We start from the raw sequence: 22,734 nt of genomic DNA on the forward strand, positions 1-22,734 counted from the left end.
GCCGTTCCTCTCATCTCTCACCGGCAGCGGCCGGCACGGCGGCCAGTTCTCTCAGGAAGTCCCCGCTCAGGACCACACGCTCGGCGTCGCCGCCGGTCACTTCCACCGTGTGGCCGTCCAATTCCGGGATTCCGCGGGGGTTGTGCGAGGGGACGAGCAGCCAGAGTCCGTGCGGCTGCCGGCCCGGCCTGCGTGCCTCCCGCTGCAGGTCGACGAGGAGCTGGTGCCCGCCGGCTTCGTAGTAGTGGGAGAGCAGTCCGGCGGTGTGGACGAACAGCACCGCTTCCGGATCCCGGGTCGTGATCCGGTCAAGTCGTGTCCTGACCCGCGGCCATACGCGGGTCACGAACGACCGCAGGCCGTTGGGCAGTTGCCCGCTTCTGGTGTAGCGGGTGTCCGCGGCCAGTACCTTCGGCCAGTCCGTGCCGTGCTCCGAGGCGAGCGCGCGGAACTCCTCGATGAAGAACTCCGCGAGGTTCACCTGATGTACGGGGAAGTGTTCCGCCACCGCTTCCGCCGCGCCCGGCAGGCGCTTGACAGCCACGTTGAGGGCGAGGAAGCCACCCTCTTGTACGGCCGTGCCGAGCTTGGCCGCCAGCAGAGCGGACGGGTCGCGGCCGGCTGCCGCGCGTGCCTCCTGGACGGTCATCGACGCCAGCACGCTGCTCGTCGTCGATGCGGACGACGACGTTCCGCCCGAGAGGGACGCCCCACTCGGCGCGGGCGGGCGGAACCGGCTGTCCGCCGTGTCGTACTTCAGCGGGAAGCCGGCTTCCGCGAGCGCGTCCTCGACTTCGACGTAGGTGGGCCGCCCCAGCTCCATCTCGGGGAAGCGGGACCGCAGCCGCGCCAGCAGGCCGTCCGTGCTGATGCCGACCTCGCGGCGCACTCCCGCTGCTGCCTGTGAAATCTTCAGCGCCCGCGCCATGCTGAGGGACCTCGGGTACAGCTCCAGCCGAGGGGACGCGGCGGCGCTCGTCGACGTGGCCGCGGCCAGGGTCACCACCCGGGTGTCCGGCAACGGGTCCGTGCCTTCGGGCCGGGAGACCGCCCGCAGAAGACGCAGGACCGCCGCAGGATCGGGCAGGGGGTCGGCGGCCGCGAGTGTGTCCGCCTTGTCCCCCAGCTCTATGGCGTACGCGGCCAGCTCGTCGTCGGTCGGCTCGTCGGAGCCGTCCGTGGACGTCATCGCGACCAGCAGCCGCCCCCTGCGCCGGACCTGGGTGAAGCGGGGCTCGTAGTTCTCGTCCTGCTGGTCCTTGAGCACGTTCTCAGCGGTCAGGGCGGATCGTACGACCGCGAGGGCCGCGATCAGCGCCTCGTCCACCGTGTCGGCCTCCCCACCGTGCCGTACGAGCAGTTCGCGCGCGAGCTCCTGGGCCGTCATGATCCGCCCGGCGGCCTGCAGGATGTCGGCCAGTTCCTCGCGCAGTTGCGTCAGCCACAGCTGCCCGACCCAGTGCTCCGCCGCCGCGGTGAGGTGTTTGGAGACGGTGAATTCGGAGATCCCGACTGCCGTTGCCACCTCTCGGTTGGTCGGCCAGGAGCCAGGCGCGCTCGTACCGTCCAGCCCGAGCCAGGCGGCGACGACCTGGGGGCGCTTGTTGTCCCGGCGGCCGGGCGGGACCGGGTTGAGCAGGGCGGCGAGCCGGTTGACGCTCTGCCGGGCGTCAGGCTCCGCGCCGAGCTGATCGTTGGCAGCGCCCGTAGCCACGGACTTGGGGGACGTGGCCTCGGGGTCTCGCTTCCGGGACTTCTTCGGGCGCAGCACATCTGTCCACTGGCGGTGTCGCCGGGTGAGTTCCTTGCGGACGGCCGGGCCGATCCCACGCTGCCGGAATCGGGTCAGGGGAAGGTCCAGCAGTTGCTCGACCGTGTCCGCACCAAGTTCTCCGGCCGCGTCCGCTGCCCGTTCGGTGAGCCCGGCCTGCGTCAGCGACGTGTCGAGCCCCGCTTTGGCGGCGTGCAGGTCGCGAATCTCGTCCTGCGACAGGCCTTCCGTGCCCGCGAGCCCGGCCACGCCCTTCGCCGGCGGGGCCGGGGTCCGATCGGCCTCGATGAAGATCCTTCGCCAGGCGTCCCGCATCTGCCGCAGCGACTCGAAACGCTGGTCGGTGTCGCGGTGCAGGGACTGCTTGAAGAAGTCCTCCAGCCCCGGTCCGAGCCGCTGCTGGAAGGCCTCGGTGGCGAGGACAGGCGTCTCGTCCGTCATGCCGGTGAGCGGATCGCGGGAGCCGTCGCCCCACAGCGGACGCTCGCCGGAGGCCATCTCGTGGAGAACGACCGCGGTGGCGTACCGCTCGGCGTGCTCGTCGTAGATAGGGCGACGTGCCGAACCGAGGAAGGGATCGAGGTAGCCCCGCGTACCCGCCTTGATGTCCCGGTCGGGGACCCCCGCGAGGGAGAAGTCGAAGAGCATCAGCTGCTCCTCGCCGTCCTCCCTGAGCGTAATGCCAAGGTTGTCGGGCTTCAGGTCGCGGTGGAGCATCCCCTTGGCCGCGAGGTCGTCCAAGGCCGTGAACAGGTCGTTACTGAAGGACTCCAGCTTGGAATAGAGCAGTCGGCCCTCGCTGCGCAGCCGTTCCCCCAGCGTCTCGGCACCGGCGTACTCCAGGGTGAGGACGCGGCGTCCGCCGATGGTCCGTGGGCCGTTGCCGTACAGCTTGACGATGCGACTGCTGCTCACCTGCTCCAGCGCGCGGGCCTCAGACTCGAGGCGCGCGTTCTTGTCCGCATCCAAGGCGACCTTGAGGACACGTCTGTCCTCCGTCACGCGGCCATGGTCGTCCTCGGTGACCCGGGTCACGTACAGCGCACGCGCGGTAGCGCCCGAGCCGAGCACCCGCTCCACATTCCAGTCGCCGTCAACGGTCTGGCCGGGAGTCGCGGTGAGGGGGTCGGCCTCGACGGCGACGGCCTGAGCAGCGGTGGCCTGCTCCGCCTCGTCCAGCTGATCCAGGAACGCCTCGGCGGACTCCAGCCGGTCGTCGACGCTGCGGCGTGTGGCGGCGTACACCAGCTCTTCGAGACCGGGGTCGACAGCGTCGTCGACCGCGTACATGTGCAGTCCGCCCTCCGCGGTCAGCCGCTCCTTGAGGGCCGTACGCGTCAGCGCGGGCGGTGTGCCCGTGAGGATGTGGTAGGCGACGGCCCCGAGGCCGAAGACGTCCAGCTGACCCGGGTCAGGGTGGTCGGCGTCCGTCTCCGGCGCCAGGTAGCACAGCGCCGCGTCCTCGACATGCTGTTGAGTGAGCGAGCTGTTACCGACGGAGGCATGCGAGGTGGTTGAGTCGAAATGACGGGCCGAAGCCTGCCAGTCGATGATCCGCAGCGTCGGGTGCGTGCCGTTGTCCTTCGCGCTGACATACACCGAGCGCGCTGCGAGGGCGCGATGGTAAAGCGAGCGGCGGTGGGCATAGCGCACGGCCTCGGCCAGCTGGCGCACAAGGTCGCGGCGCACAGTTTCGGTCAGCTTCTCGCCATGCACGGCGAGGTACTGATCCAGACGGAGATCGCTCGCCCGGTGCCGGAAGAGGATCGCCGGACCGCCCTGGTGCTGGCGGAAGTCGACGGCCTGCGCGATGCCACGGTGATTGATGCCCTGGAGCACCTTGAACTCGCGCTCGGCGGCGCGCGTGGTCGAGCGTCGCCTCTCATCGGTCGCCTGCTGCTCGACGAGATAGATACGGACCCGGCCCTCCTGACGCACCGGGTCCTGACGCTCGGCAATCCGGTCCTCCCATGTGGGGCCGGCATCCAGCGGGCGCGGATCCAGACGCCAGTCGCCGAAGTCGAGGTGCGCCGTGGAAGCCCGTACCCCGATCTTCTGCATCAACTTCGGGAGATATCTGGTGAAATCCTCACGAACACGCCAGTTCTCACGCTCCGGAGGCTGACTGAGCAGATCCCCCCAGATCGCGGGAAGGCCTGTCTCGTATCCGTCACGTCCGTAGACCCGTGTGCGCTGCACCATGTCGAGTTCGCTGCGCAGCTGCGAATCGGACAGGAAGACCACCGGCTCTATGCGGGGAACACGGAGCTCACGGCCTTCGGGCCGCAGATCGTTCAGTGCCCACTGGAGCCGGTACCTGAGCTCCTTGGACTTCAGGTCCGTGAGATGCAGCGGGTTCCTGATGGTGCGGATCCGGCCATCCGGAGCGTGGAAAGACCAGGTGTCACCGTTGTTGATCGCCCGACCCGGGTGCCCCTTGAGCTCGACGAGATACAGGCCACGCGGCACGGCGATGAAGAGGTCGCACTCGTTTATGCGGCCCGAAGCCGCGGTGAAGGAGAACGTCGCCCACGCGTAGTGCGGAGCGGTGGCGGGCATCAGCCGACGAATATGGTCTAGGGCGGTCTGCTCCCAGAGATACGGCGACTGCCGCGTCTGGTACCAGCGCTTCACCTTGGGTGGACCTGGCTTGGGGATCGCCGAGCCACCTGCTGCCGCCACCGTGTCCACCGCACCTTTCCACCGCCGCGGATCCGCTCATCGTCCGGATCCGTGTCGGCTGATGGTATGAGGCGAATCGTGGCTTCCAGAAATCGTCGTAGTCGGACCGGACCCGGCAATCCTGCCAGGCGGAGCGCGACGGTGCAGCGGTCGGGGCGAACATCGGAAAGATGGGGCCTGCGACGGTATGGCGCGTGACACTGTCGGATCAAGCCATTGCCCAGAGCATGTGCAGCGGCTCACAGGAACGCACAGTTACGATCACAAAGACGATGAGCGGAACGGCAGGGGGCGGACATGGCTGGGACGGTGCGGAAACGCACGGTGTTCTTCTTCGAGATCGTCGAGGCGAAGAACGGTCAGCCGCGCATGGAACCCCAGCCGTGGCGGTCGTTCCTGGACAGGATAGCAATCGCGCAGCCACACGAACGTGTAGTGCAGAGCGGGGACGACAGACTGGTCGGAGTCGTAGATCCGGCCAACCACACCGATCATCTCCAGCTCGCCAAGATCACCGGCGAGGTGCCCCACCAGCTGGACCACAGCAACGGCACCATCGAGGCACTGCAGGTCGCCGTCGGCAAGGACGTCGTGCATGTAACGACGATCTGCTTTCTGGAATTCGGCAACATCATCGGCACCCTGCACGGTGGCTTCTCTGCACCCCGCGTCAGCGCCATCACGAAGTGGCTGAACGGTGTCGGCCTGCCGTGTGGCGAGGTTGTGCTCAAGCCGGTCATCCACGCGCGGGCACGCGAGAAGCTAAACCGTATCGAGGCGGTCTCGGAGTTCACCGTCAGGCTGGAAGGCGCCCCGGCTGACACCATCAGCGCGCTGCGGGCGAGCAGCGAGGTCGGGGACTCCCTCCAGCGGGTCGGCAGGCGTCATCCCGACACCGACATCACTCTCACGATGAAGGTGCCCAGGCGCGGCGGCCGGCTAAGCCGGATCCGCAGAAACCGCGCCCTCACCGAGCTCCGACGTGACGTCCTGGAGTTCATCCCCGACCTCGACGAGTGGGTCGACGAGTCCGGAGTGGTACGTGACGTCAACGGTCGGGTCGCGATCCGCGACCCTCACCGGCAGTCTCTCCAGTACGAGCCGCTCGATTTCCTGGCCCACCGCATCACGGCCCAGTGCGACGTACCCATCGGTTTCACCGACGGACGCTCGGTGGACCTGGGCTTCGCGGTCAACGCCGTCTTCGACGCCGCTGCCGATCATAGGCAGGAGCTGGAGGACGCTGTCAGACCCGGCGGCTAACCTGAGCAGCAGTTCAGGGGAGGCTGGGGGACGTCGTGTATGAGGACACTCTGCTGCGCCGGCTGTGGACCCGTTGGCTGGGGCGGCCAGGTCTGGACTGGCTGATCGTCCTGGTGATCACCGGGGCGCATCTGGGCGCCGTGTTGATCACCGGTGGTGGGGATGTACTCGCGTGGCCGGGACGCGAACAACGGATCACTGTCTACACCGGGATCGCCACAGTCGCCGCCCTCGTCGGCAGTTTCATCACCGCGGCCATCGCCCAGTACGCCTCCTCCACCGGCGTGCGCATGCAGACATTGCGTACCCATCCCAGGCAAGGAGCCCAGTTCCGGCGCAACTGGGTCGGCATCCTCGGTGCGACGCTGGTCGTCTCGGGGCTCTGTCTGCTGGCTGCGATTCTCGACACCACAGAGAAAGACCCCGGCGGTGTGCACTGGCTGGCGGAGGCCGCACTTCTTCTGGGGGCGGTGCGCGCGATACGACTGGTGTGGCTGTTCGGCCGTGTCATCACGGCCGCGGACGTGGACCTCGCTGACACGCCGACGGCACCGCCCTCGACGCCGGTGAGACGGCCTGGATCGTAGGGCAAGACGAGAGGCACCACCTTCGATCCAGCCCCTCAGGCGAGCTACCACTGAAGCAGCCGATCACAGTGTCGCGCCCTAATCCTTGCCCTCCCCACCCCGTAGGGATGACACGACCAGGCGCCCGTACCGCGTGGTGAGAGCTCCGGCTGTGGCGGCGACCGACAGAGTGAGCGCGATGAGCAGGTGCGTCACAGCGTGGTCGTCGAGAACTTGCAGGATACTGAGGGCCGTCCCGAGAGGCAGGCCGAGAATGGTGAGGACGCCCAGGGCCCCGCTGATCTGCTGGCTTTCCTGGGTCTGTACGAGTCTGCTGTAGTCGGCCGCTTCGTCGAGGATTTCGTCGAAACGTGCGGGTAGCCGGTGCTGGTTCTGGAAGGCGCGCAGCAGATCGTTGGCCGCGCCGTGTGCGGTGAGGTGCTGACGCCAGTAGGTGCTGCGGAAGACGGCGATGTTCCTCTCCAGCGTGGCGACGCGGTGTGCCAGCCGTGAGGAGTTGAACACCTCGGAGAGATCGTCGGTGAGTTCGTCGATGTGGTCGCGCTGGAGCGAGCCGAGGAGCAGGGCGTCGAGATAGACGGTACGGGAGTGCAGCGCGCCGAATTCGAAGAAGTCGCCCGCTCCGGTGTCGGTTCGGTGGCCCAGGAAGGCGGCCCCTTGTCGCAGCACCAGGGCGCTCCAGTCCGCCGAGATCCTTACGGCGTCCTTGAGTTGTTCGCCGGCGGTCTCCGGAGGCAGGGGAAAGTCCTCGGGTGTGGAGCGTGAGGCCAGTTGCCACAGCCAGCGGTCCGCGGTGGCCGGCAGTGTCCCTTCCGGGCCGGTGCGCAGCGCGGGGGACTGCTGCGATGTTGGGGTCATGAAGGCGATCGTGTAAGGCCGGGCGATGGCGAACGGTGCGTCGGGATCTCGGACGTCGGCGATGCCGGCCAGGAGCCCGGCCGGGTCCAACGGCCCGGTGAGGGGTTCGTCGACCAAACTCGATCGCCGCCCGGCCAGGGCCCGCAGTATTGGCAGCAGCGGTCTTTCCACGCTCAAGTGCAGGACGGCGAGGGCGTGTTCCGGGTTGCGAGCGGTGGCCGCGCGGAGAAGTTCCACGCCCAGCAGGTGCAGGCCGTCCTGCTTGACGTCCAACGGCAGGTGCCAGCGACGCGGCCGCCCGGATGCCCCGTAGAGGGCACGGGCGGAGGCCGGGGCGAAGTAGGTGGAGCGGGTCTGCGCGTTGGCGCGACGATTGCCCAGCTCGAACGGGAAGGGGCCCTCGGGCCAGCTGGGAACGCGAAGCAGCCGCACGGGCAGGACGACGGTCAGCTCCTGGCGCGCACCCGTCACATCCTCGAGCAGCGAGGCCTCGTCGGTGGTCACCGGTAGTACTCGGCCGGGTCGGGCTGGTCGAGGCGGATGACGAACTCCGCCCGGTCGGGGCTCTCGGTACTGACGTGGAAACGGACGCGTTCGCCCGTGCGGATGGTCCGGAACCCTTCGGTCACGATCTGCCGGTAGTCGAAGCCGTAGTACCGATCGTCCTCGTCGTCCCGGACGACGTAGGAGCCGAGCGCGCCGCTGAGCCCTCCGCCGCTGGGACGCCTGTCCACGATGGTTCCGTGACGCTGACCGCCCGCGCTCATGCCGTCGTCCCTCCTGCCCCGGACGTGTCGATGTCCTGCACGCAGCGGAAGCCGACCGCGTTGCTTCCGCCACGCTTGCGGTAGATGCCCTTGCTGCTGGTCTGCACGGCACGCATCGGGTTGTCGTAGCTGCCGCCGCAGATGACGGCCTCGCCGGGGTCGTTCAGGCCGGTGGATGTCCATTCCCAGCAGTTGCCCACCATGTCGAGGACGCCGAACGGGGAGCGGTTGCCCTCTCGTTCGTCGGCGGGTGTCGCTCCGGCCCGTCGAACGGCGTCACCTGCGAAGTCCCGGTACCACGCCTGATACGTCACGACGGGCCGACCGACCCATGTGTCGGCGCAGTTGACGCGGGTGCCGTCGGGGGTGTCGCCCCAGGGGAAGAGGCGCCCGTCGGTGCCACGTGCTGCGGCCTCCCACTCGAGGGAGGTCGGCAGGCGCTTGCCCTCGAACGCGGCGAAGGCGTAGGCGCTCCACCAGCTGACGCAGATGGCGGGGTGGGTGCCGTAGCGCGGATTTTCGTAGTAGTCGGGCCGCCTCAGCCGATCGGTCCAGGGGCGGTGTGTGATGTCGGCCGGCTGGTCGGGGTGGTCCCATTGCGAGGTGCCGTCCGCGTCGAGGGCGTCGAGGAAGCGGCGGTAGCGTGCGACCGTCACGGCATGGCGGTCGAAGCGTACGGGGCTCTCGACGTGGCGAATCAGCAGCCGTTCGGCCGGCCCAACCAGATATGCCCCGGCGGGCAGCACGCCGTCGTCGGTCTCCTGGGTGGCGGGCGTTCCGGCGAGGAATGCGCGCACCTGTTCGGTGAGGTAGGCACCGGGGAGAAGGTCGGCTGCCAGGTCCCGGTTCGTCGGCTCGGTCAGGTATCTGGCGGCGAGAAGTTCTTGGTACGCCGTGTGCACGAAGGCGACGTGATCGGGTCCGGCGGGCCTCAGCAGTGGTGCAAGGACACAGGCGTCGAGATCGAGGCGTCCGTCCTCGAAGGCGTCGGCCCCCAACTGCCGGTGGATGTCGAGGAGGGAGAACACGGTGCGGTCGGTGAGGAAAGCATGCCCGAACGTGGCGGGCAGCCGCTGCTCCAGATCGGGCCGCCCGGCCTCGGCCAGCGTCCGCGTGATGTGAATGCCGAGGATGTCCGCGAGCGGTCTGCCCGCCGGAAGGTTCAGAGCCGCGGTGAGGTGCTTCTCGAGAGGGGTTGCCTCGGGTTCGGCCAGGCGGACGACGTGGAAGTGCGGTACGCGGGACGGGTCGAGGCCGTTGGCGTACATCTGCTCAACCAATTGCTCGGAGCGGCCCGCGCCGCTGTCCAGCAGCTGACGTACCTGGGGTGAATCCGCAAGGAAGGACACCCGCGAACTCATGACCACCGCCGATTCGGCGGACAGGACGGCCGCGAGATCGGTGAACAGGCGCAGGAAACCGGCGGCGCTCGGTTCCTCGACGCCCTCGTCGACGGCATCGAGCACGCACAGCGCGGTCCCGGACCGGATCAGGTAGAGGAAGAGTTCGTAGGCGCGCGAGCGGTCCGTCGTCATGGCCGGCGCGAGGAGGCGGGCGGCGTACTCGGAGAACGGTTCGTCCTTCGGTTTGAGGCCGAGGTCGAAGTAGAAGCGGAAGCGACGGATATCAGGGTCGGCGGCCAGCGAGCGCAGGAGCGTGCTCTTGCCACTTCCCGGACGGCCGGTGACCAGGACGTTCGCACTGCCGTACGCCAGGCGGGTCACGAGCTGTGCTGCGTCGCCCGACTGCTCCATAGTCGACTCGCCGGTGCGCGGGTCGATGGTCAGCGCCGCCGCGGCGATAGCGGCCCGTGGCTCCGCCGGGTTGCCGACGGAGGCGAGAACGGCGAGGTGGGTGTCGAGATTGACGATCGTGTCGACGAAGCCGTCGTACCGCACGATCCGGAAGTCCAACCCCAGCATCTGATGGAGGGCGCCGGGCTGCGCGCCACCGTCGTCGTCCAAAACGACGAACCGGGTGAGCTTGGGCAGCCGGGTGCGCAGCAGCTCCCCGCCGCTGGAGGCGAGGACGGTACTCAGGTCGTCGGCGTCGCGGGAGAGCATCAGCTCCACGTACTCAAGCCGCATCCCCGACTCGCGGCAGAACAGCTGGTATACCGTGTCCGGACTGAGGACGAACCGCTTGGCCTGCCGGTAGCCGAGGGTGACGTACAGCCCGGCGAGGAACTCGCAGCGGCGCGCGACCTCGGGCGCCATGTCGGGCTCACCGCCGAGAAGGGCCGCACTCCCGGTGTCGGTGAACCAGACCAGGACGTCCACGAGCCTGCGGACCGCGAGCAGCCCGTCCTCGTCGCTGATGTCGTATCCGTCGTGTGTGGACCGGTTGCGCAGCCGTCGGATGTCGTCGAGGGCATCCAGCACCGTGCTGCTGCGAATGTACGGGCGGCATCGCTTGACCAGGTCGTTCAGGGCCTTCGTCGCAGGGTCGCCCTCGACGCCGTGGTGGCGCCACAACTCCTTGAGGAGCTTCTCGGTCAGTTTCCCGATCAGGGCGACCGCGTTCTCGGGATAGCCGTCGTTGAGCGACCGTAACGGCCGCTCCAGATCGAGGCCCAGTCGATCGGCGATCCGCGAGTGGTCGTCGAGTTCACTCCGCAGGCGCCTCAGCCGTTCGTCGACCACGGTATTCACGCCGACTCCCCACGCCGTCGACCGAGGACGAACGCGAACCGGTCGGGAAACACCAGGACGGGCTCCGGATGAGCGGCTCGCATCTCGTCGATGCCCTTCTCGATCTCGCTGTCGCTGAAGGTGGAGAGCAGGGACATGTAACGAGCGCGCACCATGCCGAAGTACTTGTCCCGGTCGATGCGCAGCTCATGCTCGACGTAGCTGAGACTGGCTTCCAGCCCGGCCGCCCGCAGATGGCCTTCGATGAGGGCCGGGTCCGGCTGCAACTCCTCGAAACGCGCGAGGGCAGCCTCGAACAGGGGGTACCGAATGCTGGCCGGCAGCATCACCACCAGCACACGTCCTCCGGGCGCCAGCCGATCGGCCAGGCCGCGAAGCGTGCGCGCCGGATCGGCCACGTGGTGCACCGACTCTTTCAGCCACATCGCATCGAGCTGCTCGTACGGCAGACGGGTGCGTCCTTCGGCGATGTCCTCGGCGGAAGCAACGATCGGCGTCAGATCCGCCAGGGCCAGCGTGCCGAGCTGCCGGAGCATCGCCTCGGAGGGATCGACGCACAGAACGGGATGGCGAGGCCGGAGCTGCTTGGCCACTTCCTTGGCGAACAGGCCCGTGCCGGAGCCGATGTCGGCAATCCGGTCCAGGGGATCGAGCCGCAGGGCAGCGGCAATCCGGCCGGACATCCAGGGAACATAATCAGGGCCGTAGATCCAGTGCTCGTCGTACTCGGCCGCCAGCTCCTCATAGTGTCCTCGCACGTCGCGCCGCTCCACGATCCCCCTCGTGTCCTCGTGTGTCGCCGGTTGTATTGAACAGGTAGGTTATCGCGGGTGCTTGGGCGACAACAGTGTGTAATTCGACGGCTGTTGGAGCCGGCAGACCGGTCGGGGGCGCACGCGTAGTCGTAAACGGCAAACTGGGGACGTGATGGCGATGGTCGTCGCAATCCCGGAGGTGAGCGCGACGTCATGGTCTTCTCCCTCGTCGCTGGTGAAGGAATGCACGACAGCGCGATCGGCTGGGTCCACCGCCAGCTCAACCTCTGGAACGTCGCCATCACCCGCGCCCGCAGCACCTCATCGTGGTCGGCGACATGAACCTGTGGCGCAAGTGGGGCGGTGTCGCCACCGAACTCCTGAACGCCGCCACCACGCCCGGGCCTCGCATCGAAGAGCATGCGGCAGACGACCTGCTGCAGCGCCTCTACCAGGTCATGTCCATACAGCCGGGAACAACAGCAGCACTCGGCGAGAGCGTCCACGGCCACCCCGTCGACGTCCTGGTACGAACCCAGGATGCTGCCCGTCCACAGGCCGTGCTGCTCGACCGCGGGCTGGACGAAAGCGCTGACGAAGCTCGCCACCTGCGCCTGATGTTCCATCGTCGTCAGCTCGTGGACTGCAGCGAAGAGAGCGCTCACGCCCTGCGGTATCCGGCGTGGCGACTGTACGACACGAGCACCCGCTGACCGGTGAACGGCTCTTGGACGCCGGTCACTTCCCGTAGGCCTGCTTCCAACGCGCCCGGTGACGGGAGTCCCCCTGGCCGCGACCGTTCACACGGCTCAGCGCCGGAAGCGACGCTCCGTTGTTCCACAAGCCGAGGTGATCGCGGTGCACAGCGAGAATGCCGTGCTCCACGGCAAACCTCTCGGAAGGACGGCTGAACCTGGTGGTCGTCACAAACACCGCCACGTCGGCTTGGACATGGACCTTGGCACCCAGCAGATCACGTAGCTCACGGCTGGCGATGGTGCTGCTGGGCGCGTACCGCTTGCACTGGATCACGAACGTCCGACCATCCGGCAGACGACCGACGACGTCGGCACCGTTGTCGTGCGAACCGCCCACCCGCCGGACCTCCATACACCCGTCCCTACGGCACAAGTCGGCGACCAGCTCCTCGAATTCAGTACCCGTCATCGCATCCACCTCGGCCAGGGTCCGCTGACCGGCCTTCACCGCTTCGTCTTGGCGCCAACGGCGGTCCCAGGCACGTACCCTCCGGTCGGTGCGCCACAGCCACCAGCCCACGGCTCCGACACCGCCGAGGACCACACTCCCAACGACGTACGGCCACACCTCCGACCAGAACACCATCAGCACGATGAGCAGGCCGCCTCCGCCGAGCACGATCGGCTTTGCTCCTGTGGCCCGCCCGCTACGACGAGCCGGCTTCCATCCACGTCGAACAGCCATCGCACCCTCCCCCGAACCTTCCTGAAGCGAGAGTCTCGGCAACGCAGGACAAGCCCGGAAGAGCGCAAGTCAGCCACGACCGATTCCGCTCAGCCGGATCGAGCGGCCGATGCGACCATGCGCTGATGCAGCAGCGTGGCTGTCAGCACGCTACTCGTAGAGCGGGGAGAAGCTGATACTGCCGTATGCCGGGACGGGTCCCGTGACACCGAAGCCGGAGCGGGTGTCGACGAGACGGGCCGGCCCCTGTGGGACATAGGACTGGTTCGCCGACCCAGCCGACGAGAGTTGTCCGGCCCAACCCGGTTCCCTTCCCGACGCCGCCCTGGGTGCCCTACTGCCAATAGGCAGGGCGCAAGTACTTGGCCCCCGTGACAGAGTCTGTTACGACGGGAGGCAGCTGGGACTGTCGCAGCTTCGTCTCGCTGATCGTGAAGGCGGACGGCAGTAGCGCCCTCAGCTCGCCTGAGCGCCGGTGCGGCGGAAAGGCCGGGACAATGGTCAACTGCGGATTCACCCTGCGAGCCGACCGAACAGCCGGGCACAGGTCACTGTCCGCGCTGACGACGAGCACCGTGTCGACCGTCGGCAATGCCGCGATCTCCATAAGGGCGACGGCGATGTTGACGTCCGTCTCCTTCTCCTCGTAGCTGATCCAGTACGTACCACAGGCATGGCAGTGCATGCGCTTGCGCTGGTATCGGCCCTCCACGACGGTCAGCACTCCGGGGTTGTGGGCCTTGAGCGCTTCCAGATAGGTCTGCTGGCGACCGGCCGCCGCGGCATCGTCCAGCACGGGAGCGGTGAAGTAGCGGACGTCGACAATCTGGTCCCGTCGCCGCAGACGCGAGGCCAGCGCAACGTGGTCCAGCCACAGATGGCGACGCCCGCGCTGCTTCTTCATACCGTGGTACAGGTTGAAGCCGTCGACAAGGACAGCCGTCCTCCCCATGCGCGCTCCCTCGCGTCAGCCATGCCACGCTGGAGAGGGCTTGTGCTAACATGTAGCTATACCCCCCCGAGAGCGCAAGCATTCGGGTTGACGGCCCCGCAAGGGGCCGTTTTTGTTGCGCCACCCACAGTAGCAGAAGAATCATACGCAGAGACTGCGTATGATTCCTTCATGGGTGACATTTCGGCTGGCGAGATCCGAGCCGCACGCGAGGCACGAGGTTGGGACCAGGCAGAACTGGCCCGTCGGCTCGGCATCGGGCAGCAGACTGTGAGCCGCTGGGAACGTGGACAGACCGCACCAAGAGGAGAGCGACTCCAGCTTCTGCGCGCGACGCTCGGCATCGACGGTGCCGCCACCCCTCCGCGCCGTCCACTTCTGGAGGAGCTGCCCTTCAACCGCCTCGACGCCTACCAGTTCGAGGCCTTCTGCGACGCTCTCGCCTCGCGGGTGTATCCCGACGCCCGGGAGGTCCTGCGGTACGGGGTCAACGGAGACAAACAGCACGGCATCGACATCCGCGTCGTCACGGCCGGTGGGGAACGCATCGGCATCCAGTGCAAGAAGTACGAGAAGTTCCAGCCCGCCTCGTTCACGAAGGCCGTGGCAGAGCTGGACCGTCCTCAAGCCCGGGTCGACCGCTGCGTCCTCTTCCTTTCCACCCACGCGACCGCTGCCGTAGTGAAAGCCTGCGACGAGCTGGAGGAGTGGGCGATCTGGGACTCCCGTGTCCTCTCCCGTGAGGTCAGCAAGCTCCCCCGTGACCAGGCACTGACCCTGATTGACCGCTTCTTTCCGGACATACGAGAGGAGTTCTTGGGGGTACGAAACTCCAGCGTCTGGCAAACCGCGGACGAGGCGTTCCCGAGCTCCCTGCCCAGCCCGGTCTACTCACACGAGTTCCAGCTCGTCGGCCGGACCAACCTTCTGGAGGCCATGACCGCGTTCGCTGCCAGCAGCGAGGGCTCGCGGATCGGCGTCCTGACCGGTGTCGCGGGACAAGGCAAGAGCCGTCTGCTGTGCCAGCTGGCACGTGAATACGCTGCCGGCCATGGAGGGAGCATCCGCGTTCTGCAGCCCGGCCCGTTCACTCCGGAGGAGTTCGACCATCTCCCGATGAGCGATCGACTGCTCGTGCTGATCGAGGACGCGCACGAGCGAGCGCACGATCTCGCCCTGGTGGTGACCGGAGTACTCCGCGCGAGGCCCGGCGCCCGCTTGGTGATCGCGACCCGACCATACGGCAGGCATGTGGTCCAGCAGGCTCTTCGCGCTGCGAAAGTGGATGAAAGCGAGATTCCGCGATGGGAGCTGTCGGCGCTGGGCAGTGACGAGGCACTCGTGCTCGCCTCCGAGATCCTCGGGGAGGGACAGGAACACGCCGCTCGCGTCGTGGCGCACGTGGCCGCCGACTCGCCGTTGTTGCTCGTGAATGCCGCGAGTGCCCTACGGCGAGGGAAGCTGGACATCCATGCCTTGCAAAGCAGTACCGACGTGCGCCGGCTGCTCCTGGACGTGTTCGTACAGTCCGCTCTCTCACAGTCGCAGCAGCCTCAAGACGACCGTGCGCTACTGCATGCTCTGGCAGCCCTGCAGCCCGTGGCGACGGACGTGCCGCAATTCCAGAACGCGCTGTCGGGCATCTTGCAGATGCCGTTCTCCAGGATCAGCCCTCGGCTCCTGCACCTGGAGGGCACAGGCATCGTCGTGCGGCGCGGCGCCTCGATCCGGATTTCCCCCGACCTGCTCGGCGATGTCCTTCTCGCCGAGGCGGCCCTGAATCTGGACGATGGCTCTCCCAATGAGTACCTCAGGGAGCTCCGTGAATCCGCCGACGGTGACGCGTTGGCGAACGCCCTCCTCAACACCGGCCGTGTCGACTGGCAGTGGAACGGTATGGGCTCCCACCGTGGGGGTGTACTCGATCCCTTGTGGGCCGTCTTGGATGACGAGTTCAAACGAGGCGGTGCGTACACCCGCACGGCGCTTCTGCGTCTCCTGTTGCGAATCGCTCCCTTCCAGCCTCAGCGCGTTCTCGCCTTGACAGGATGGGCTCTGGACAACCCGACGGACCAGGACGACCGGCCGAGCAGCATCGATTGGATGCCCGGCAAATACAGCCAGGCCGATGTCTTGCGCGAAGTACCGCGTGTACTGGAGGCAGTGGCCGTCGACCTGGACCAGCTGCGCGGCGTGTACGACCTCTTGTGGTCCTTGGGCCGGGACGACGAACGGCCGCTCAACCAGAACCCCGACGCCCCCCTGCGCGTTCTCCTCGACCTGGCCTCGTACGGCCCGGGCAAGCCGGTGGAGTATCAGGAGATCCTGCTCGACGCGGTGTCGGACTGGATGGACGAGGCCGCACCGAACCCCGCGAACCGTATGCCCCTCGCGCTGCTCGATCCGTTGTTCTCCAGCACGGCGGAGGGGCGAAGGATGGAAGGCTGGACTCTCACACTCAGCCGGTATCCGGTCCGAGTGGAGGTGGTCGCACCGGTCAGGCAGCGTGCGGCGGCAACCCTCCTCGACCAGTACATGTCCGAAAATGAGCGGCGGGCAGCCGTTGCCGCCGCATCTTTGGAAGAAGTCTTTCGCGATCAGCGCGAGGAATTCGAGCCGTACAACATCGAGTTGCTCCGTGAACTGGCCACCAGGGTCGCCGCGACGCAGCCGAGTCCTTTGGTGTCGCTCGCGACCCGGCGCTCGCTGAGCTGGGCCGTCAAGCACGGTTCCGCTCCGACGCGGGAGGCGGCGCAGGCAGTGGTCGACGCATTGCCGGACAACACCGAACACCGTCTGGCACTCCTGCTTCACACAGGTCCCTACGACGAATCTCTGGTGCCTGGCTCTGAAGACACTGAATCCCTGGAAGACGTTCAAACTCACTGGGCGGCACTGCGCCACCAGACGGTCGGTGAGTTGCGGAGGCAACCTGCCAGCCAGGCAGCTGACCTACTCGTATCTCTGATCGAAGCGGGCCACCGGGTGCTGGCCAGTCACTCAGAGGGAGCCCACGTGGTAGTCAAGGAAGCGCTGCAGGGATTCCCTGACCTTGTCCCGGCTCTTCTCGACCGGCTCGCCCGCGCGGAGGAGGGAGCTGCCCGTGTCATGCTGCCCTCGGTGCTGCACGCATCATTCGAACAGGACGTGCCCCGCACTATGGCGACATGCCGTGGGCTCGTTGCCGACGGGAGGACTGTCGGAGTCCGGGCCGTCACCGAGGCTCTCCAGCAATACATCCCAGAACCATCGGTGCGGGAGGCCGGTGCACTCGCACTCGCGCGCGCCCTGGCCGACCATTCCGACCCCACAGTGCGCGCGGGAGTCCTCGGTATGGCCGTGTCGATGCTGCCCACCTCGAAGGACACGGCTCTGGAATTGCTCACCTCTGTGCCCTTCGGTGAGACGGGGGCAGCGCCTTATCGCCTCTGGTGGGCCTTCACGATGGATCGCCTCCTGTCCTGGGACCAACTCACGGACAGCCAGCGCAGCTTCTTCCTGTCCCAGTTGACCGCTCTTCCCACACTGAATGATCACACGGTGCAGCAGTTCGTGGCTCATCTCGCCGAGGCCGACCCGGAAGCAACAGTCGGGCTCCTATTCGGACGGATCGAGCGCTGGGAGCAGGACCCCGCAAAGAAGCACTTCGACCCCCTGCCCTATCAGTGGAGTGTTCCGCTCCCCTTCTCTGGCAGTCCTGCACGGCTTGACCTGATGCGATCGGTGCTGAACTGGCTGGCGCAACCCCGCGAAAACCCATGGCGCCGTGAACTGCACGCACCGGAGCTATTCTGGACTGTCGCCGGCCCGGCCGACGATCTGGCCCTCAGCCTCCTCCTCGAGCCTTACCAGGAAGGGGATAGGGATCTGGCGCACGCCGCTGCCCCACTTCTGAACAAGTTGCCCAAGTACATCGTCTGGGAACACGTCGCCTACGTGACCGTACTGCTAAAGACAGCATCCCGGCTGTCGGAAGATCTCTTCCGCCGTACCGCAGGAAACCTGCACGCCGCAGTCGTCTCCGGCTTCCGGTCCGGCACACCGGGCCAGCCCTACCCGGAAGACCTCGACATCCGCGAGCGCGCCCAACGCATCCGTGCCAGCCTGCCACGAGGTTCTGCCGTCGACCTCTTCTACAAGGCACTCGTGGACAGTGCGCAGCACAACATCGACCGCGCGATCGCCGACGACCTCAGCGACCACTAACCGCTCCGTCAGCCAGCCCCTACATGAGGAACAGAGGGGATAAATCGCTCACGGAAGCTTGCACGCAAGATCCGCATGCAATCCAAGCGAGGTCAGCAAGACCTAAAAATGCAATGCCGAACGCCTGACGGTAATCGCCTCCACCGCCAGAGGTGGATGAACGTAAGTGTCCCAGGCCTGAGAGAACTAGGCATACCAGGATAGCGCCCGCACGTGTTCGTAAACGCAGGCAGTCGGATGCTCCTCACCGGAAGCGCGGTATAATAATCCATTATGGATTCAAGCACAGAGGACGGCCGAATCGGCGATGCAGCGCGACACGTTTCGGCGCTTGAGGTTGTTTCCCTGCCGTGGGTATTCACTCAACATAATCCGCTTGATTCGAAAGATTTCATCAGGCAAGCAAAGGATCGCGGCGTCAACCTGGATGAGCGCAAGTTGCGCGAGTTGTACCGGCAAGGGCTTCTGATTCCAATAGTGGCAGTCACATCCCGTCGGAAAATCGAGCCTCGGTTCATGGAAGAGCCTGAGCCGCAGCGCGCGGGAACTCTTCTCTACGAACTGCGAACAGCCCGTGAACGCGGCCGACTGCTTGACTTGAAAACCGAGCCGTTCCTACCAAGGCTGCACTTCACACCCCCAAAGCTCAATCAGCCTCACTGGTGGAATGGACTGATCTACTCTCAACATCAGCTCGCCGTTCTACCGAAGATTGACCCACTGCTCGCGAAGTTCCGTTACTCACATCGAAATCGTGAAAGCTATCCGCGTCTTCCGGAACCCAACTCTTTCCTGAAGTACTGGGCCAGCTGGTATCACCGGGTTGCGCTCATGGCGACAGCTCTCGAAGCCCGATACCTCCCAGTCCTTGACCCAGAGTGGGTACACCTGGTGAATGCGGACTTCGAAGCCTACGATCGCTACCGACGTGACTTTGATCCTAGGGTGATGAGCGAGCACCTCACGTATCCAGTCGAGCAAGTGCGCAAGGATGCCGAGGAGTTGCTGCTGTTGGCTCATTCCATCGATCCGATGGGCGGGAGGTGGAGTCAACTCTTGCGGCGCGCCCCGCGCAACAAGTGGAAGGATCTCAAGGGTGCCGCTCGATCAGCAATGGATTTGCGCGAGACCGCGGAGATCTTGCTGCGCTTCTATGAAGACCTGGCCGAGCACGGCCACGCACAGCCATTGCCCGTGATCCCAGAATATGCCTGGCATCCGCTCCACGAAAGACTGAGCGCCAAGAACGAGACGCTCGACCAAGACTTGATGCACTTGGGCCTCTCGCCCCATCCGCGAGTAATCTTTGCGGTTGAAGGTGAAAGCGAAGCTCTTCACGTGCCACTTATCTGGCGCAAGCTAGGTTATCCGGAATCGCCGGAACTGGTGCGTCTCTTGAAGCTCGGAGGCACTAGCAAAGATCTGGCGAAGATTGCTGGACTTGCGGCAACACCCTTGGTCACGCAGAAAGCCCCAGGGGGAAAATACTGGCAGGTGACCAGACCGCCCACGAGGTTCATGGTCGTTGCCGATCCCGAGAACGACTATTCGGCAACGAGAATTGATCGAACCCGAGAGCTCATGCTAGAAGAGATCAGGAGTGGCTTGGCCGTACAAGGCGCAGGGACAAGCGAAACTGAGCTGAATGAACTTATCGAGATCCGAACCTGGGATGAGTCCTGCTACGAGTTTGCACACTTCAGTGACGAAGAACTCGCCGACGGAATTTCGCAGGTGCACAACACCTGCAACGGCTGGACTAGAGACGAACTGATCAGTGCACTCGCCTACCGGCGCGGCCGCAACGAAGACATTAAGCAAGTATGGGAGGGCGGGCGTAGAGACGATACCCGCAAAGGAGCTGCCGAGAAGTGGTCGTACAAGGTAAGCAAGACCAAGCTCGCGGAAGTTTTGTGGCCAGTGCTCGAACAGAAGATTGACGCAAACAAGTTGGCCTCTAAGGCCCCTGTCCCTCCTATGGTCCAGGCGGTCGTGGATGCTTTTGTGACAGCACAGAATTGGCGTTACAAGTCGTTTGTCCTGACTGCGGTTGACTGACGGCTTTCATCTTGGCTTTTTCTAGCGAGGTGCGACCGAAATTGACACCCAGAATTCCCGGATATGCCGCACGGGCAGCAGACAGAAACTGCGATACCTACAGGCCGGATTCGACCCCGAGGGTTTGCTTATTCGGTAAGTATCGCCTCTGAGCTGCGAAAATACGTGGCAGACGAGTCGGGCTGTACGCCGGATTTTGTCACCCGGTCGCCTCGCGGCGGCCGGGGAGACGGCCATCCATCTAGGGCCAACGTTGCCGCTGGCCTCGTGCGGTCTACCCGCGGACTCGGGCGGGCAGCCCTCAAACGTCCGCGCAGAGCACTTTTTACGGCGCTCCTTTTGACCTTGCTCCGGGTGGGGTTTACCTAGCTGCCCAGGTCACCCTGGGCACTGGTGGTCTCTTACACCACCGTTTCACCCTTACCCGGCACCGAAGTGCTGGGCGGTTTGTTTTCTGTGGCACTGTCCCGCGGGTCACCCCGGGTGGCCGTTAGCCACCACCCTGCCCTGTGGAGTCCGGACGTTCCTCGGGGAGCCCCTCAGGGGGGCTCCACGCGGCCGTCCGCCCGGCTCGTCTGCCGTATCGGCCATGGTAGCCGACCAGGCGCGGCTCCTTGTTCCTTCGATCAGCGACCAACTAGCGGATCCGGCGTCTCCGTGATCTGCGGCCCAGCCGCAAGCTCCTTCGTGGAGTAGTCGAGCCAGAGCTCTCCGGTCAGCCTGCCCCTCACGCCCAGCTGGCGCCCTGCAGACACTGCCCACTCGCGAACGCGTGCCTCGTCGAGCAGCCCGTCCGGGCCGAGCAGGTCGTCGCGCCCGGCTTGGTCGAGCCGGAAGGAAGCCGTGACCCGGTCCGGGACCCGTCCGCTGCCGCCGATGGCTATCCGCCGCTGCTGAGCCCAGGCTCGGACGGCGTGCGTCTCAGCTTTGGAAACTGCTGGTCGCGGACGCTGCCTGGCCTGTGTGACCAGACATCCGCAACTACGGGTGTTTCCGGAAGTGACCTGGGACTGGACAGCGGTGAAGACCTCGGGATTGCCGCAGTCGCACCGGTAGTCACGGAGGATGTCATTCGGACTTCCCGGATGCCGGTAGGGCTCGGAAACGGGTGACAGCAGGCTGTCTGCGTGTGGAGCCGTTGGTGAGAGGCGGCGTGGCGTCGGTGAAGCTGCTTTCTTCGGCTTTCGGCGCGGGGGCCGCAGTTCGCCCCAGATCGCGGTGATGTAGGCATCAGCAGCGGCCTGATGCTGGGCCCTGCCGCTGTTGAGGTATGCGGAGAGGCTCGGCGCAGCCTCTGGGAAGCGTGCGCAGAGGGCCGAGGCCACCGCGCTCGCCTGCTGGTACACCGTGGCTCGTTCGGGCACCGTCACGACCAGAGCGTGGGGAGCCTCCATCTCTGGCAGATCACCGATTCTCACGTGAACGAGCAGGTCCAGAAGCCCTGCTTCAACCAGCACCTGACTCTTTTCGTTTTCGTACTGGCGGCGGTCCCGCAGCCTTACCGAGTGATGGAACGCTCCGTCGTACTCAAGGCCGACGCGGACACCATGAGGCAGATGGAAGACCGCGTCGACCTCGACGTCCTTGTAGCGCCAGTGGGCCGGCTTGTGCCCCGGCGGGACGGTGAGACGGTGGGAGGCGAAGTCGGGCACACCATCCGACAGCCTGGGATCCCGGCTCTCCGGCGGTACAAGGTCGATGAGTCCCGCGAGTTCAGCGACCAGCCGTACCTGCTCTTTCGATATCCCGGAAGTCGAGCAGTCACCGCAGCCGGTGCCCTGGACACGGTTGAGGAGTGTGGCCTTCCAGCTGTGGCCGTGACGGCATTTCCAAGGCAAAGTGACGTACACCCCGCGGCTCTCCACCTCGGCAGCCTGCTTCCGAGGAATGTTGTGCTGGCTCGTAGGCAGCCGACGCGGGTCGAGGTCCGGTGCATCCAACTCGTCCGCGATTTCCGGGAACCAGGTGAACAGCGAGTTCGTGTCGTCGATCACGTACCCTGCGCAGACCAGACAGCCGTTCCCCTGAAGAGCCCGCTCTTTGACCACCGCTTCGAAACGGTGCTCAACCGGCTGCCACACTCCGGCACTTGGATCGACCGTCCATGTCCGGCAGATCCACGGCACCCTCTCGTGTGATGCGTGAGTGATGACGCTCGCTGGTATCTGTCCACCGTACTGAGCAGCCAGCGTCGGAAGGTCCATGAGCCGGGTCAATCGACGGCACTCGGGACACCCGCCGCCCTTCTGGATGCGGTCCTTGGGCCAGGCCGGCCACGGCTCATGAGCAAAGCCAAGGGGGCATTGCCACAGGTAAGGGCTGGCCTGGCCGCGTCTCTGAGCTGTCGCCGAGACGTCGTCCGGGCGGACTAGGTTGTATTGGTGCCACTGCGCCGCAACCTCAGGGATGTCCGCGACGGTGGCTTCACCACGTGCACTGGAACGGCTGTTCCACCGGCCCACGACTGTGGCCTTGTGCCGATTCCAGTAAGCGGTGACTTCGGCCTGCCGGGCCCGGGCCACTGCGAGTTCCTTCTTGATCTGCTCACGGCGTACCCCGTTGAAGTCGTCCCAGACGGACCGCATCTGACGGAGAATTCTTAACCGGTCCTCGCGCCCACCGCTCCCGATGTCGAGGGGCGACGGCCTAGGGCGCGTATCGGGTCGTGATCAATCTGCGGGCTTCCCGCTCGCGGTGATCTTCGATCCTGTAGACCGTCTTGTGTGACACGAGTGCAACTG

14 protein-coding genes and 1 other RNA gene are annotated in these 22,734 nt (G+C 65.9%); 6 read left to right on the plus strand and 9 right to left on the minus strand.

What is annotated here, in order from left to right; all coding sequences use genetic code 11:
• Window positions 1-10: 10 nt before the first annotated feature.
• Entirely contained in the window at window positions 11-4,462 is a 4,452-nt protein-coding gene (gene pglW, locus ACGFYV_RS23990) for a BREX system serine/threonine kinase PglW (RefSeq protein ID WP_393880487.1), read from the minus strand.
• Between the two features lie 288 nt (window positions 4,463-4,750).
• On the opposite strand from pglW, the gene ACGFYV_RS23995 reads away from it, so the two are divergent.
• Both ACGFYV_RS23995 and ACGFYV_RS24000 read left to right on the plus strand, forming a co-directional pair.
• Window positions 4,751-5,716 carry a hypothetical protein gene (locus ACGFYV_RS23995; RefSeq protein WP_393880488.1) on the plus strand — a complete coding sequence of 322 codons (966 nt, stop codon included), beginning with the start codon at window positions 4,751-4,753 and terminating at the stop codon, window positions 5,714-5,716.
• A gap of 35 nt (window positions 5,717-5,751) precedes the next feature.
• Window positions 5,752-6,303, plus strand: a complete 552-nt coding sequence (locus tag ACGFYV_RS24000; protein WP_393880489.1) for a hypothetical protein — start codon at window positions 5,752-5,754, stop codon at window positions 6,301-6,303.
• A 78-nt stretch (window positions 6,304-6,381) separates the two neighbouring features.
• Here the strand turns inward: ACGFYV_RS24000 and ACGFYV_RS24005 are convergent, their stop codons facing one another.
• From ACGFYV_RS24005 to ACGFYV_RS24020, 4 genes are read right to left on the minus strand one after another with little or no spacing between them, the layout of a single operon-like run.
• Window positions 6,382-7,665, minus strand: coding sequence for a hypothetical protein (locus ACGFYV_RS24005; protein ID WP_393880490.1), 1,284 nt, complete (start codon window positions 7,663-7,665; stop codon window positions 6,382-6,384).
• Entirely contained in the window at window positions 7,662-7,928 is a 267-nt protein-coding gene (locus tag ACGFYV_RS24010; RefSeq protein WP_393880491.1) for a hypothetical protein, read from the minus strand. Before ACGFYV_RS24010 ends, ACGFYV_RS24005 begins: the two co-directional genes overlap by 4 nt.
• A complete protein-coding gene (locus tag ACGFYV_RS24015) occupies window positions 7,925-10,579 on the minus strand; it encodes an SUMF1/EgtB/PvdO family nonheme iron enzyme (RefSeq protein ID WP_393880492.1) in 2,655 nt (884 codons plus the stop codon). The genes ACGFYV_RS24010 and ACGFYV_RS24015 overlap by 4 nt, the downstream gene beginning before the upstream one ends.
• The gene (locus ACGFYV_RS24020; RefSeq protein ID WP_393880493.1) at window positions 10,576-11,352 is read right to left on the minus strand and encodes a class I SAM-dependent methyltransferase; all 777 of its coding nucleotides are present in this window, start codon (window positions 11,350-11,352) and stop codon (window positions 10,576-10,578) included. Before ACGFYV_RS24020 ends, ACGFYV_RS24015 begins: the two co-directional genes overlap by 4 nt.
• A gap of 195 nt (window positions 11,353-11,547) precedes the next feature.
• Here ACGFYV_RS24020 and ACGFYV_RS24025 point away from each other — a divergent pair, with 195 nt between their 5' ends.
• Both ACGFYV_RS24025 and ACGFYV_RS24030 read left to right on the plus strand, forming a co-directional pair.
• On the plus strand, window positions 11,548-11,676 hold the full coding sequence (locus ACGFYV_RS24025) for a hypothetical protein (protein WP_393880494.1): 129 nt from the start codon (window positions 11,548-11,550) through the stop codon (window positions 11,674-11,676).
• Window positions 11,661-12,047, plus strand: a complete 387-nt coding sequence (locus ACGFYV_RS24030) for a hypothetical protein (RefSeq protein ID WP_393880495.1) — start codon at window positions 11,661-11,663, stop codon at window positions 12,045-12,047. The genes ACGFYV_RS24025 and ACGFYV_RS24030 overlap by 16 nt, the downstream gene beginning before the upstream one ends.
• 25 nt (window positions 12,048-12,072) lie before the next feature.
• Here ACGFYV_RS24030 and ACGFYV_RS24035 read toward each other — a convergent pair whose 3' ends face one another.
• Both ACGFYV_RS24035 and ACGFYV_RS24040 read right to left on the minus strand, forming a co-directional pair.
• The gene (locus ACGFYV_RS24035) at window positions 12,073-12,711 is read right to left on the minus strand and encodes a restriction endonuclease (protein WP_393880496.1); all 639 of its coding nucleotides are present in this window, start codon (window positions 12,709-12,711) and stop codon (window positions 12,073-12,075) included.
• 400 nt (window positions 12,712-13,111) lie between these two features.
• Window positions 13,112-13,729, minus strand: a complete 618-nt coding sequence (locus ACGFYV_RS24040; protein ID WP_351709617.1) for an NYN domain-containing protein — start codon at window positions 13,727-13,729, stop codon at window positions 13,112-13,114.
• 171 nt (window positions 13,730-13,900) lie between these two features.
• Between ACGFYV_RS24040 and ACGFYV_RS24045 the strand changes: the two genes are divergently transcribed.
• Together ACGFYV_RS24045 and ACGFYV_RS24050 are read left to right on the plus strand one after the other, a co-directional pair.
• On the plus strand, window positions 13,901-17,935 hold the full coding sequence (locus ACGFYV_RS24045) for a helix-turn-helix domain-containing protein (RefSeq protein WP_393880497.1): 4,035 nt from the start codon (window positions 13,901-13,903) through the stop codon (window positions 17,933-17,935).
• A 273-nt stretch (window positions 17,936-18,208) separates the two neighbouring features.
• Complete coding sequence (locus ACGFYV_RS24050) at window positions 18,209-19,993, plus strand: hypothetical protein (RefSeq protein WP_393880498.1); 1,785 nt, start codon at window positions 18,209-18,211, stop codon at window positions 19,991-19,993.
• 169 nt (window positions 19,994-20,162) lie between these two features.
• On the opposite strand, the gene rnpB is transcribed toward ACGFYV_RS24050, so the two are convergent.
• An RNA gene (rnpB, locus tag ACGFYV_RS24055) (RNase P RNA component class A) lies at window positions 20,163-20,567 on the minus strand.
• Between the two features lie 52 nt (window positions 20,568-20,619).
• Window positions 20,620-22,578 carry a zinc-ribbon domain-containing protein gene (locus tag ACGFYV_RS24060; RefSeq protein ID WP_393880499.1) on the minus strand — a complete coding sequence of 653 codons (1,959 nt, stop codon included), beginning with the start codon at window positions 22,576-22,578 and terminating at the stop codon, window positions 20,620-20,622.
• Window positions 22,579-22,734: the final 156 nt, after the last annotated feature.

Source organism: Streptomyces sp. NPDC048297, assembly GCF_043201585.1.
GTDB lineage: Bacteria > Actinomycetota > Actinomycetes > Streptomycetales > Streptomycetaceae > Streptomyces.